The organism is Flavobacterium faecale, assembly GCF_003076455.1.
Classification (GTDB): domain Bacteria; phylum Bacteroidota; class Bacteroidia; order Flavobacteriales; family Flavobacteriaceae; genus Flavobacterium; species Flavobacterium faecale.
This window is the reverse complement of the sequence record NZ_CP020918.1, coordinates 4,329,117-4,344,531: the sequence shown is the minus strand read 5'-3', so window position 1 is coordinate 4,344,531 and position 15,415 is coordinate 4,329,117. Positions and strand designations below refer to the sequence as shown.

Genomic DNA, 15,415 nt, shown 5'->3' with positions numbered 1-15,415 from the left:
AACAATGAAAAAAATAACCACACTTTTATTTGCTGTAATTGTAACAGGTGTTTCTTGTAGTGCAAATCAAAAAATTGTACAAAAAACTACAGAACCGGAACCTAAGCAGAAGAACATTCTTTTTATCCTAGTAGATGATTATGGATATAATGATTTGAGTTATAGAAACAACAGTTTTTATGAAACTCCAAATATTGATAGATTAGCTACAGAGAGCACAGTTTTTAACAATGGTTATGCCAACTGTCAAGTTTGTAGTCCTTCAAGAGCAAGCATTATGACGGGGCAGTTTCCTGCACGCCATGGTATTACAGACTGGATAGGGTCTCCTGAAGGTGAGGAATGGAGAAAACAAAAAAGATATTCAAAATTACTGCCAGCCACATATAGCCATAGTCTAGATCTTAAAAGTGTCACCTTACCCGAAGCCTTGAAAGAAGCAGGATATACTACGTTTTTTGCTGGGAAATGGCATTTAGGCGAAAAAGGATCGTGGCCAGAAGATCATGGGTTTGATATTAATAAGGGTGGCTGGAGTGCCGGTGGACCGCGTGGAGGTTATTTTTCACCTTATGAAAATGAAAAATTGACAGATGGAAAAGATGGTGAAAATCTAACTATGCGTTTGGCAAAAGAAACCGTCAATTTTATGAAAGAGCATAAAGACAAAAAGTTCTTGGCGTATTTATCTTTCTATGCTGTGCATGGAGCTATAGCGACTTCAAAAGATAAATGGGAAAAGTATCGATTGAAAGCGGAGAAAAACGGAATAGCAGCTAGTTCGTTTAAAATGAATAAATTTTTGCCAATGCGAGAAACGCAGGATAATCCAATTTATGCTGGTTTGGTAGAATCAATGGACGATGCTGTTGGAGTGGTATTAAAAAGTTTGAAAGATTTAGGATTGGACAAAAATACCATTGTTGTTTTTACTTCTGATAACGGGGGTGTTTCTTCAGGAGATTCATATTCTACCTCAAATTTACCGTTAAGAGGCGGTAAAGGCTTTCAGTACGAAGGCGGAATTAAAGAGCCTTATTTTATAAAAGTTCCTTGGTTTAAAAATAGGGTAAAGGAGAATGATACTCCTGTAACTGGATCTGATTTTTATCCAACATTATTAGATTTGGTAGGGTCAAAATTAAAACCCCAAAATCATTTAGACGGCGTTAGTTTAGTTCCGCTTCTAAAAGGTCAAACTATAGCAGAACGTCCCTTGATTTGGCATTATCCCCATTATGGAAATCAAGGAGGTGAACCTTCTTCGATCATTAGAAAGGGCGATTGGAAATTAATTCATTACTATGAAGATGATCGAAATGAGTTATTTAATTTGAAGAATGACCCCACTGAAATGAAGGATGTTGCAAAGGAAAACGGAAAAATTGTAGCGGGCTTACAAACAACTCTTTTCAATTATTTAAAAGAAGTAGGAGCAAAATTTCCTGTGGAAGATCCAATGTACAATGCTGATTTGGAGGCAAAATATTTAAAAAATATAGCAACAAATAAACTCGAAAGTTTAGAAAAACAGCGAATGTTATATTTGTCACCAGACTTTGATCCAAAAAATAATTGGTGGGGAAGTTTTCAAACCAAAGATTGATGCAAAAGATTGAATTCTCTACCAAATTATCTTTTCTAAACAATAGAAAAGATAATTGGTTCAATTTACAAATCTACACTAAAGAGTTTACGAACTAATGCAATAGTTTTCGATTAGCAATTAAAGAATTTTAATAGTTACTAATTAAATAACTCTTCCTATAATAACCATTTAACCACTATTAAATCAATGAAAAAATCATTTTTATTTATTGCAGTCTTATTTCAATTTATAGGATTTGCTCAAAACAGTGCCTATTTCAAAACCTTACAAACTACAAAAGTCAAAAGTGATCCTAAACTAAAATGGACGGTAATCGGACCAGGAACATCGGGTTACAGTGAAGATTTAAACATTCATCCCTACGACAGCAATGTCATGTTTTTGAGTTATGACATGGGGAACGGTTATGGAACTTGGAACAAAGGAGATTCTTGGACAACTTTGAACGATTTTGACGGTTTGGGAAGTGAAATAAAACCTTTTAGAACCGATTTCTCTCCCAAAAACCCTGACTATGGGATTATGATCGGAAACTCTGGGACTATTTTTACCACCCACAATAGAGGGAGAAGTTGGGAAGAAATAGAAAATTTCCCTACTAAGAAAAAATGTGATGCTATAGCTTTAGACCCAAAAGACGAAAATACTTGGTATATAGGTACAGGACAGCATTGGAAAGTTAAAGGAGTGCATAGAAGTCTGAAAGAGCCCAATGGCACAAAATATAGATATACCGAGTACGGCTATATTTATAAAACTATTGATGCAGGAAAGACTTGGACAAAAATCATGGATAATATCTCTAAAGATTTAGATGTATTAAAAATTATTATTGATCCTAGAGATTCCAATAAATTGTATGTTTTAACCAATTTTGGTTTTTATACCTCAAAAGATAAAGGAAGTTCTTGGCAAGAAAAAAAATCAGGATTACCCTATAACGATGGGAGAGATTTACAGAGCTATTACAACAAATCGACCAAAGAATTCAAGTTGTTTCTGCTAATGCAAACCCATTACGAAGGGGTAGGAAAAAGTATTAAAACAGAAGGTGGTGTGTATAAAAGTGTAGACAATGGAGAGCAATGGACTTCTGTTACTGGAAATTTGGCTTTTGATATGAGTCAAATCACCGACTATTCATCAAAGAGTTTGTATTATAAAACGATTGCTTATTGGTTTGGAAATTCTGCGAAAGATGTACAAGCGCAATATCCGGAACTTCCAACTGCTACAATACCTGTTTACAATCGTTTGGCTGTAAATCCGTTAAATCCAGATATTATTTATGTTTCTAATAACTTAAAACACGATTTTAGTTTTGGACCTGCAGAAGTAATGAAAACTGAAGATGGCGGAAAAACATGGATTGTATGTGCGAGACCAGGAGATTATTGGAAGAAAAACGTCGATAAAGCGTATTGGGATACCCGTAATAATCCAGCGGGAGGTAATATGAGTTTTTCACATTTAGAAGCAGCTGCGAATACTTATGGGAATTCAAAAGCCTTTAGAGATTTACAAATAAATGGAAAAGGAGAGGTGTTCACCGTTTACGATCAGCAATTATTTATAAGTGTCGATAACGGGAATACGTGGCAACAAAGAGATGATATTGAAACGAGTCCGGGAAGTAATCATTGGGTTGGACGCGGAAATAGTAATTTACCTGGTTTTGGTTTGAATGTAAAAACAGGAATGAAAGGACAGTATTTATTCGCCTCAGAAGAACATGGAATTTGGAGAACAACCACCGATGGTGATAAGGTTTATAAGGGAGCAGTAGCGTTAGAGCAAATAGAAGGGCAAACGCAAGAGCTAACAGAAAAAGACAGAAGAGCAACTAGTGCTCCCGAAATTTCAATAGATCCAAATGATGCCAACACCTATTATATTTTGCCCAACAGGCAAAATCACGAAGGGACTTTAAGGAAATCTACAGATGCAGGTAAAACTTGGTCTACCGTTTCTGAGAAACTGATGGTAAAATTCAATCCAAATGGAGTACTGTTTTCATTTAGTCATATAATCGACAAAAAAGATTCCAACAGAATGATGTTTACCATTCCGTCGCATATACAAAGAGGTTGGCACACCAGCCACTGGATGGTGAATGGCTACTTGAGAATGACCGATTTTACCGATTTTGGTATTCATTTAAGTACCGATGGTGGTAAAACTTGGAAAACAAATAATACAGGTTTACCAGATCGTCCCAATGTTAGCCAAATGACCTATGACAATAAGTATAAAAATATTTACGCAGCCTTGGGTAGAAGTTTCGAAAAGTCGGTTGGTGGTTTGTATAGAAGTATCAACGATGGCGAATCTTGGGAGAAAGTTAGCATACCTAAGGAAATAAAAAGCATCAATTTTGTCGAAGTAGACAAAAACGGAATCATTTACATTGCTTGCGGAGAAGGTGAGGCGGCAATAAATGAGGGTGGTGTGTATAGAAGTACTAATGACGGTAAAACTTGGGAGCAAATTTTTGATATGCCACATATTAAAATGGTCAAAGTCTCGCCATTAGATTCAAAAACAATTGCAGTTGTAGTTGCACCATCCAAGGTGATCAAAGAAATAAATAGCGGAATCTATATTTCAAATGACAACGGAAAAAATTGGACAAAATACAATTATGGTTTAGGACAGGTTGATAAAATGACCGGTTTTGAATTTGACCCCTACGATGAAAATACTTTTTGGAGTTCTTGCCACGGTAGTGGTTTTGCCAGAGGAATACTTTCTAAATAATTTGAAGCCGATAGTTTATAACAAACTATCGGCTTTTTTGATTTTAACAAAAGCAGGTTTTTATAAATAGAATCCTTTGGGCGTGCCCCTTCGTTATCCCGAAGCTTCGGGACTACGGGACTAACACTCACGCAAAACACTCATGACGATAATTTCCAAGTTTGTTATTGTACGATCCTAAATGACCGACAAAGACATTTTAAAAACGGATACTTAAATAATCCGATCCTTCCGAAAAGTTCTGGACCAAAATTGGATAAGTTGGTATTTTAATTTACGATTTGTAGGAATATTTTATATATTTGAAAAAGAAATTAAAGCGAAACAAACCTTCGCTTTTGCACCTAAATATAGGTGGATAGGCGAAGGTTTGTTTCGCATATATACAAGTTGGTGGCAAGCCGAAAAGCGACGACGTAAAAATAAAACTTAAGTAAAATTATAGTTCTTTTTAGAATCAAAAAACTATTTTTGCTTTATTTTAAAACTATGGATAATAAGCAAATTTACTTAACGGTCATTGGAAGAAGACTTGCCTACTTAAAGGCAGAAGTTGAAATATTCAATTCACTAAATTTAACAGATATAAATGTTTATGCTGAAAATTTTTATCGCGATTTCCTAAATTTGTTGGGATATGAATTTGAGAATACAAACTTCTTCTCTAATAACTATGCTCATATTGATTTAATTGACACAAAAAATAAATTAGCTATTCAAGTTACTTCACAAAACGACAATGCAAAAATAAAAGATTCTATTAATGGATTTTTTAATGACCCAAATAATAAAGGTTTCAAACTTAAAATTTTATTAATATCTAAAGAAGCCAAAGCTTATAGAACCAAATTTGGCAATGACTTTGATCATAAAAATGATGTTATTGACATTAAGCGACTCTTAATTATAATTAACGATATAAAAGAGTTAAGTAAAACGAAAGAAATTGCTGATTTTTTAGACAAACAAATTCTTCAAGAAAGAAAAAAAACAGAATCAACAGAATTTGAAACTATAATGACTCTTATTGATTATTTAAGTCAAAATAAAAATAGAATAATTACAAATAACTCCGTTAATGTTGATCCTAAAAATAAAATTGAAAACAGATTTTCAGAACATTCAGAATATCTTAAACAGCAATATGCTGATTTATTTGGAAGGTATAATAATGCTCTAATCGAAGCTAAAGCAAAAATTGACACTGTTGATGTGGCTATAATTTCAGATTTTTTAAGAGATGAAAGTGATTTATGTTTGACAAAAGAAAATAATAATGCTAAATTAGCATTAGCAACTTTAGTCGAAATATTTTATAATAAACTTTCAACTAATGGGATAAAATTTGATAAGCAAGCTATAAAATATTATTTACTTGATGAATTAATAATGTGTAATGTTTTTCCAAACAAATAAATTATGCTAGTATCCAAAGACGAAAATATCAAGACTTCAGCTGTATATGTTGCCTCATTAATTCTAAAAAAAATTCAAAAACAAAAGGTTGATAAAATATCAATTTTTGAAATTTCTAAAGAACTTAAAAAATATAATATCACAAGATATAGGCATATGTTTTTTGGTCTTGCATTCTTATTTTCTTCAGGAATTATTGATTTTAAAGAACCATTTATTTATATCAAAAACAAAAATGATTAAAATTAATAAGTTATATAGTGAACCAGAAATTTTTGACCCTATATCATTTGATTATGGTGTAAACATAATTATGGGTGAAAAATCAGAAAGTACCAATAAGAAAATCGGTGTAGGTAAATCTGTTTGTATTGAATTTATTAATTTTTGCTTATTGAAAAGAATTTCTGATAGTAGATTAAGTTTAATACCTAAAAACAATAAAGATATTATTAATAGTCTAATAAAATTAGACATTGAATTTAACTCAAAGATAATTACTATTTCTAGATCAATTCAAAATCCTGATCAAGTAGCAATTTTTATTAACAATGAAGAAAAAATTTTCGATAAATTAGAAGATGCTTCAGATTATCTTGGAAACCTGTATTTTGACTCTTATCCAGTAAAAACCAAAAGATTGAGTTTCAGAAATCTTTTACAACCTATTATTAGAGACGAAAGGTCAGAATTTAAAGACTTAATACAGTGTTTTGATACAAAAAAATCTATACCTGCAGACTATAGTCCACATCTATTTTATTTGAATATTGGACTTGAGAAATATAATGATATTAAAAGCTTAAATGAAGATTTAAAAAAGAAAAATGCTTTCTTTTCAGAAACAAAAAAACTAGTTACTAACAATAACGAATTAAAAATACAAGATGCAAAAGCTCATCTAAATGAATTAGAAAGTGAAGTAACTAAAGTAAATAAGTCAATTGAGAAGCTAAAAAGTTTTGAATCATTTGAAATCATTCAAGAAGATTTAGTAAAATTAGAAACAAAATTATCTGAATTAAGAACTAGACAACAATCTATTAAATACGAGTTAAAGCAAATTGATTCTTTACCTAAACCTGAAAATATAAATGAAAATGAAATTTCAATAATTTTTAATCAATTCAAACAAGGTCTAGGAGATTTAGTTGAAAAATCACTTGAAGATTTAAAGAATTTTAAAAATAAGATAGATGGTTTTAGAAATTCCATTGTAAATGAAAGGTTAATAGCTTTAAAGTCTGAACTAACAAAATTAAATGAAGTTATTCGAAAAATAGATGACGAATATTCTCAAAAAATTATTCTTATTGATAATGGTGAAATACTTAGAGATTTAAAAACATCAATTAGTATTTTTAATGAAAAAAATAGAGAACTTAACAACCTTCGAGCATTAATTGAGAGATATGACATTGCAGAAAGAGATAAAAAAATTTTAGAAGGAGAGAAAGCTGTTTTTATAGCTGACCTAGATGAAGAACTTTATCAAAAAAATGATGTAGTAAAAAGCTTTCGTGAAACAATTCTTGAAATTCACGAAAAGATAATGGGTAATAGGGAAGCGCATTTTGAAATAAAAACTACTAAAAATAAAAATGTAGTTGATTTTATAATGAGAACTGATGATGACGGAAGTCACTCAACTGAAAGAATGAAAGTTTTTATTTATGACGTATCGCTAATGCTAAACGAATATACAAGACAAAATCATCCAGGGTTTTTAATTCACGATAATATTTTTGAAGATGACGATTCTATTGAAAAAAGTTTAAATTTTCTATATGAATATAATAAAAAAAATCCCTATGAATTTCAATATATTGTAACTTTAAACGGAGATTTAATTGAATCCGCAAGTAGAGATGCTAATTTGCTATTTACGATTGATGAAGTTAAAAAATCTTCATATACTAAAGAAAAAAGATTTTTAGGGTTTAAGTATAACGAAACAAAGTAAAAAAGGGCCAGCACCCAACAGCAATGGTTTCGTTGGGCTTGAAAAGCCAACAATGAAACCGCGGTTAAACTGAACCTCTCTACTTCCGCCACTATGGGGATATCGATAAACAAGTTTAGTCCCGACGCTTCGGGATTAAGAGGACAAAACGTCCTCTTTTTTTTTGAGCCGTAAATTAGTCTGGTTTTATTGTGTTTTCCTTCACATCATCGCATACACGCCCTAACCACAAATCTACTTTTTGCGGGGAGATGATTTTTGGCTACCACCAAGATACCAAGCAGGCGGACCTCGCAGGTCGAAAACTATTATGGTGTGTAAATTGCCCGTTTTACAACATTGTTACCTTCTGATTTTCGATTTATTTGCTACTTTTATTTTGGATTGTAGTTGTAGAGGATAAGAATTACTACTAACTAAAAAGTATTCTAATACATTATAAATACTAAAACTATCTTTCAAAATTTGATTATTTTGAAAGGAATTGTTCTTCGGGACTGTCCCTTTTTTTGTCATTAATACAATTACCGACAAAGACATTTAAAAAACGGATACATACATAACCTTGCTTTAAACTTCTTATTTTTGATTCGAATACTATTATACCATTAACCAAATTTTCCGAATAAATGAAAATCAATTACAGTCTGTTTTTACTAGTGTTAGTAGGGGTTTTACAAGGGTCTTCCTTAAACGCAAAAGAAGTTTCTACCGCTCCTCCCAAGGCAGTTTTGAGCATAGAAACTGGTTACACCATCACCAAAGTACGGACGGCACTCAACAAAAAAGAATCATTTATTGTTGCTAGTAGTTATGAAGGAACAGTTATGGGAGTTTCCTATGAGGGTAAAATTCTGTGGAAAAATGCCTTGTCTGGTTTTATGAACCATGATTTATGGACTGGCGATATCGATAATGATGGCGTTGACGAAATTTTTGCTGCTAATGCAGATGGTGCTGTTTATTGTTTGAATAGCAAAGGAAAATTACTGTGGAAGTTCCAACAAAATGAGGCACCTATGTACTCAGTTTGTGTGGTTAACAAAGACGGTAAGGCGTATGTGGTCTGTGGCGGTTATGACAATAGTTTTTATTATGTATCTCCAAAAGGAGTGTTGGTAAGCGAAATAGCATCCAAAACGTATTCAGTAGAAAAAGCTTCTAGCAAGGCGGCAAAGGAGTTGCCACCTAGCGGATTGCACATTACCAATTTTTTGAGACCTGCAAAACTAGCCAACGGAAAAGAAATAGTGGTAGTTCATGGAGTTCAAAACAGTATGAGTGGTAATGGTTCGGTTTATTTTTTCAACCCATTAGACAAATTACCTTATGAAACAATAGTCATAAAAAAGAATGGTCCTTATGGTGATTTAAAAATTACCGATGTAGATTTAGACGGAAAAAGTGAAGTGTTAATGGGACGCACCGGCGCACAAGCAAAAGGAATGAGCTATATAAAAATTGAGATTGAAAACCCTAAGAAATTGACACAGGTTGATTTTAAAAATGTAAAAAATAAGGCGTCACTCAGTAGAGGGATGTATCGTGTGATTCAAACAGAGGTGTTCAATAATAATGGCAAACGTGCTTATGTGTCGCTTTTTGGGAGTGACATAATAATTAACAATGTCGGTGAAAAAGATGCGGATGGAGAAGTGGTTCCAACTAGATTTTCTTTCAATGATATGTGTAAGGATCCAAATTCGAATAAACTTATTTTAGCAAGTGCTCAAAGTGGGGGTAGTGCCATTCATATTATTGATTTTGATGATAAAAAATGGAGAAAAGATTTTGAAAACTTAATGCCTCCAGGAAAAATACAAGACATACTTGCAAATACAAAAAACATAAAAGACAATTTAAAGAAGTTTGAAAAACCTTCTTACCAAAAAGAATCGGCGACGGTTTATTTTATGTCCGAAAGTCGAAAAAAAGACGGTGCTGCTGAAGCAATAGACCGAATTGAGGCTAAGTATAAAAATCCTGTTTTCTTAAACGGAGGTAGTTTTGATAAGGAAAATTGGGACCGTTCTGCCATGCCCAGCGAAGTGTACAAAAACAAACGCGATGGCAGAATGAAATACGTATTATCACAAGAACAAGTCTTAGATATCCTTGCTAAAAAACATAAAGAATCCAACGGAAAAGGAATTTCTTATTGGGGAGGACATGGTAACGATCCTTATATGTACCAAGTAGAAACAACCAAAAAAGGATTGGATTTAGCGAACGGAAATAAAACGGTAATCATCTATCCTGAGGTCGAAGACCATTCGGAGGCCTTTAATTTTGTGATGAACGACTTAATGTTGCCCTTGGCAGAATATGCAAAAACCAAAAATGGTAGTTTGTACTTGCGTAACAAGCATTTGTTTTGGCAGTCGAGCGTGTATATGGACAAATGGAAACCATTGGTTTCTGGAAAATACGCCAGTGTATTTGTACCTGCCATGGAAGAAACCACCGATAAATCTATGGAACTGAGTTTTACTGCTCGATTAGGACTTTGGGCAGCTGGTTCAGTAGATAGTTTTGGAGCACGTTGCGCTAGAGACAATACTAGTTTTGATCGTTTGCGTCAGCATTCGAACCAAACCTTACCGAACCATTTTCTACGAACAATGGTGTATTCTATTGCTAGTGGAGCACAGTATATTGATAATTTCCCTGTAGATCAGGAATACATGAGTTTGCTATGGGATCTAATAGCCGAAGGCGCTATTTATGTGCCAAACCGTGCTGATATTTTAAGTTTTTCACCGGTACATTTAAGCATTGCTAATCCAAATGAAGACTATCTAAACGATGCCAGTAATGTAAAGTGGTTAACGTTTTTTGATAAAGACAAAAAAGACAAGGAACCTTTTGCTTTCAGTCGATTAAACGGAACATGGCCAGGAGCGCCGTTAACTGAATGGGATTTTTCTAGATATGCTGCCGGTGCAACCGAAAGAAGATTGAATTTTATTCCGAAATACAGTAACGGGATGGTTTTGATTACGCCACCACAATTTGGTGTTTTTGCAGATAAAACCGCTTTTAGAAAACCATTGGTCGATAATATTCATCCTTGGTACAAAAACATCACTAAAGAATATTATTCGGATGGTAAAAACTATTTTTCTGCTGACGGAAAAACGACTTATGCGCCAAATGAGTATTACAAAGTGATTGAAGACGATATTAAGAAAAGTGCTGCCTTGATTCCGATTACGGTTTCTGGAAATGTAGGTTGGGTTGTAGCACAAGTTGGTCCAAAACAATTGCGTTTAACATTGGTTGAAAATGGATATATCAATCCAAATAATGCCAAAGCAATTGTGAAAATCAATAATATCAAAGTGAAGAAGATGAAAGATATTTTGAATAATGAAGAGTTTAAAGGAACTGCAAATTCTACAGTTGAAATTGACATTCCATTGGGAGGATTTCGTTTTATCGATATTGAGTTAGAAGATAATTTATAGATTATTTTAGGTTTGTCAAGATAGAAATCAAAAGATAAAATAAATAATGGTACTTCTCCTAAATTAGTGATGTTTTTTACTTTCTAATAATTTGCGTGAAGAATCCTTGTATTTAAAGGTGCAGACTAAACCATTGTAGCTATTGACGGTCTAATGTAATAACTATAACTAAAACTAAAATAAAATGAATTTGAAAACAACACTGACACTTACGTTAGCTTCCTTTTTTCTGATGTCCTGTTGTGCGGCAAAACCAGTGGCAATAGAAGACAGCTTGGTAAAAAGCAAAGTAGCTAGCCAAAAACTACCCAACCTGATTATCATCCATACCGATGAGCATAATTTTCGAACGCTAAGTTGTTACCAAAAATTACTTTCAGAAGATCAAGCTTTTGTTTGGGGAAAAGGCAATAATTCCAAAACTCCCAACATTGATAAATTGGCAGACGGCGGAGCAATTTGTACCAGTTATTACGCATCCTCGCCTGTATGTACGCCCTCTAGAGCATCCTTGGTGACCGGTTTGTATCCGCAAGCGACAGGTGCACCCAAAAACGGACTTCATTTGAAGAAAGGAATACCAACTTTTGCCTCTATTTTAATAGACAATGGTTATGCGACTTCCTATGTAGGGAAATGGCATTTGGCAGGAAATGGAACGTATGCTTTTGGAATTGAATATAATGGTGGATTTGAAGATAATCGCTTTATGATGGACGGCGGTCACGCTCCTTATTTTCATTTAGAAGGTGATAAGGTATCTGCTGTCAATCAAAATCAAATAGATAAATTCCCTAAGGAAGAACTGATTCATCTAACCGATTTTTTCACAGACAAAACACTAGAAATACTTGAACGCGATAAAAAGAAACCTTTTGCCTTAATGGTGTCTATTCCAGATCCACATACACCTGATTACGCAAAACCTCCGTATCAAACCATGTATGAAAATCTAAACATTAAAGCGCCTAAGACAATGGCCGCAGAATATACCGCCATCAAACCATCATGGGCTAAGGACGAAGGAGCAAAAGGAGATACTAATGAAGCTAGCGGTAAAAAATCCTTCGCTAATGATAAAGAAGCTTTAAAGCAATATTTCGGAATGGTAAGCCATATCGATGATAGTGTCGGTCGAATTCTTAAATTTTTAAAAGATAATAATTTAGAAGAAAATACGATTGTCGTTTTTACTTCAGATCATGGGGATATGTTTTTTGAACATAATCGTGTAAACAAAGGCGTTCCTTACGAAGCCTCTGCTAGAATTCCGTTTGTAATCCGTTATCCAGATAAAATTCCAGCGGGTAAAGTGATTAATACGGCTTATACCAATGTCGATTTTGCGCCTACGATTTTGAGTATTATGGGAATAAAAACCAAAGCCAAGTTTCATGGTTTAGACAGTTCTGATGATTTTTTAAACGATAAAAAAGTAATTGACAGCGATAGAATAACCTATTATGCCAAATCTGGTGGATGGTGGGTTACAGCGGTCAACGATCGTTACAAATTGGTAATCGACAAAAACGAGCGTCCTTATTTATTTGACTTAACAAAAGATCCAGACGAGTTGACCAATTTCTACAACGATAAAAACTATAAAGCTATTGCTCAAAAGTTGCAAACAGAGTTGTTTAAACAATTAGAGAAATATGACGAGCCAGGTTTAAAAATGAGTAAACCTTACATTACAGAATAATACATTTTAGTATGTTTTAATGATGTATAGTCAATAATTTTTTTTATTCGAACAATTAAATCCTCAGTATTTAGAAGGTTTGTTTTTTTTATTTCGAATAAAGTATAATGAAAGGGATTTTTCTACGGATTAGTCCCTTTTTTTATTTTTAAAGTTATCAAAATAGTCATTATAAAAATGCTTACACACGATATTACAACCATAACTATTCCTTTTAAATTATCTGCGTTTATGGATATTGAGTAAAAAAACGGACTATAAATAAAGTAAATTTTAGATATAATGATGCGGAAAACTGTTGAGTAAATGTTGGTTGCATTAATTAATTGAAACCAGAAAAGGAGGTTGTAATTTACAAATAGAATCCTTTGGGCGTGCCCCTCCGTAATCCCGAAGCTTCGGGACTACGGGTCGGGTCATCCATTATAAGTCCTCAACAAGTTCCGCTATCGCTGCATTTGTTTGTGGGCTTTCCTTCCAACCCTTCGGAACTTCCCCTCACGCAAAACCAACCTTGACGGTAATTCATAAGTTTATTATTACACGAATCTACAGGACCGACAAAGACATTTTAAAAACGGATACTTAAATAATTCGATCCTTCTGAAAAGTTCTGGACTAAAATTGGATAAGTTGGTATTTTAATTTACGATTTGTAGGAATATTTTGTATATTTGAAAAAGAAATTAAAGCGAAACCAACCTTCGATTTTGCACCTAAATAGGAGTGGATAGGCTAAGGTTTGTTTCGCATATATACAAGTTATGCCTCATTATAAAAAACAGAAATGCTAATAGACGACCTTTTAAAAAAAAATAGACTTTAAAGACTCTAACAGAGGATATTATACATTTGAGACTTTTGTATTAAATTTATTAAAAGTTCATCAAGATAAAAATAACAAACCTTTTTTATCCCAACCAAGAAGAATAGGTTTTGATGCTTATGCACCTGAAGGAATTGAAAACATTAGTGGAGGAACTCAAATTGAAATTAAAATCAACATAGAGAGATTACCACCAAGAATGTTAATGGAACAAGTATTAAGAATACTGCAAAGAAATCCAGAAATAGAACCATTTGAAAATATTCTTTTTATTACTTCAACTCCTATTTCTCCAAGATTTAGAGAAATGTTTGAAAAAAGAATGTTAGATCAAAACATACATTTTAAAGTTGTTCTATGGGGTTCCGAAGAAATAAATAAAATTGTTTCAAAAAATAAAAAAGAAGCAAATGATATTGCTAATAATTTATTTTCTCTTCGGATTGAATCTGCTGTTGTTCAAGTTTCAAAAGATTGGGAAAAAGAAAGGACCGAGAAAATTGAAATATTAAAGCTTTTATACAAAAAAGGACAATTTTCATTTTTTTTAGGTGCTGGAGTATCAAGTAGTGCAGGAATGCCTGATTGGAATACACTTCTTAATTCTTTATTTGTAACCTATTTGACGAATGAATTCGATAACGAAACTAAAATATTAGACACTGATATAAATCAAATAGTTGAAAGACTTAATGAAATGGACGAACCTTCAGCATTGATGGCTGCAAGATATTTAAGAAAAGGATTAGATAATAGTGTATCCGAATCAGAAATATTTAACAAAACTATTACGGAAAATTTATACAAATTAAGAGATGTTTCAAAAAAGATAGATTCGGATTTAATACTATCAATTACTGAAATGTGTATGCCACTTCGAACTGGAGCAAAAATAAAATCAGTCATTACATATAATTTTGACGATCTAATAGAAAGACAACTCGAAAAACAATCGATCAGACATCATAGCATTTATACTGATAATGAATTTATTGATCCCGACGAACTTCTAATTTATCATGTCCATGGATTTTTACCCGAAGATGTTAAAGCATATGAATCTCTAGATAAATCTACTTTGGTTTTTTCTGAAGAAGGATACCACTTAATGTATTCAGACTCTTATCACTGGTCAAATCTTGTCCAACTTTCTAACTTGAGAGATAATAATTGTCTTATGGTTGGTCTTTCAATGACTGATCCAAACTTAAGAAGATTATTAGATATTTCTTCACGAAATAGTGATAAAACAAGACATTTTGCTTTTATGAAAAGATTGACAATTGATAGTTTTACAAGTAAAGAAGGCAAAAAAGTAATTGATAATATAGATGGAGCTAAAAAATTTTTAGATAGACATCATAATTTGAATGAAGAAATAATGAGAGAGCTAGGTGTTTCAATCATTTGGTATACAGGCTACGATGAAATTCCAAAACTTTTAACTGAAATTATTAAATAAAATAACGAGTCATAACAGCAAAGATTTCGTTGGGCCTGAAAAGCCAACACCCGAGCGATAGCGAACGGACGTACTAATGAAACCGCGGTTGAACCCTTCGGCTATCGCTCAGGAGAAGCTCACCGCTATACTTCCGCCACTATGGGGATCTCGATAAACAAGTTTAGGGATTATTAGGTAAAATAGTTTCCTCTAAACTAGAGAAAAACAGCT

General features: G+C 33.0%; 8 protein-coding genes. All 8 read left to right on the top strand.

Annotated features, from left to right (window positions below):
• The first annotated feature begins 4 nt into the window (after positions 1-4).
• On the top strand, positions 5-1,606 hold the full coding sequence (locus FFWV33_RS18095) for a sulfatase (RefSeq protein ID WP_108742197.1): 1,602 nt from the start codon (positions 5-7) through the stop codon (positions 1,604-1,606).
• A 189-nt stretch (positions 1,607-1,795) separates the two neighbouring features.
• Positions 1,796-4,366 carry a VPS10 domain-containing protein gene (locus FFWV33_RS18090; RefSeq protein ID WP_108742196.1) on the top strand — a complete coding sequence of 857 codons (2,571 nt, stop codon included), beginning with the start codon at positions 1,796-1,798 and terminating at the stop codon, positions 4,364-4,366.
• Between the two features lie 489 nt (positions 4,367-4,855).
• Positions 4,856-5,782 carry an SMEK domain-containing protein gene (locus tag FFWV33_RS18085; RefSeq protein ID WP_108742195.1) on the top strand — a complete coding sequence of 309 codons (927 nt, stop codon included), beginning with the start codon at positions 4,856-4,858 and terminating at the stop codon, positions 5,780-5,782.
• 3 nt (positions 5,783-5,785) lie between these two features.
• A complete protein-coding gene (locus tag FFWV33_RS18080) occupies positions 5,786-6,025 on the top strand; it encodes a hypothetical protein (protein ID WP_108742194.1) in 240 nt (79 codons plus the stop codon).
• A complete protein-coding gene (locus FFWV33_RS18075; protein ID WP_108742193.1) occupies positions 6,018-7,745 on the top strand; it encodes a DUF2326 domain-containing protein in 1,728 nt (575 codons plus the stop codon). Before FFWV33_RS18080 ends, FFWV33_RS18075 begins: the two co-directional genes overlap by 8 nt.
• A gap of 629 nt (positions 7,746-8,374) precedes the next feature.
• The gene (locus tag FFWV33_RS18065; RefSeq protein ID WP_108742191.1) at positions 8,375-11,212 is read left to right on the top strand and encodes a PQQ-binding-like beta-propeller repeat protein; all 2,838 of its coding nucleotides are present in this window, start codon (positions 8,375-8,377) and stop codon (positions 11,210-11,212) included.
• A gap of 184 nt (positions 11,213-11,396) precedes the next feature.
• Positions 11,397-12,914, top strand: coding sequence for a sulfatase family protein (locus FFWV33_RS18060; RefSeq protein WP_108742190.1), 1,518 nt, complete (start codon positions 11,397-11,399; stop codon positions 12,912-12,914).
• Positions 12,915-13,945: 1,031 nt separating this feature from the next.
• Positions 13,946-15,202, top strand: a complete 1,257-nt coding sequence (locus FFWV33_RS18055; protein WP_211316279.1) for an SIR2 family protein — start codon at positions 13,946-13,948, stop codon at positions 15,200-15,202.
• Positions 15,203-15,415 lie beyond the last annotated feature (213 nt).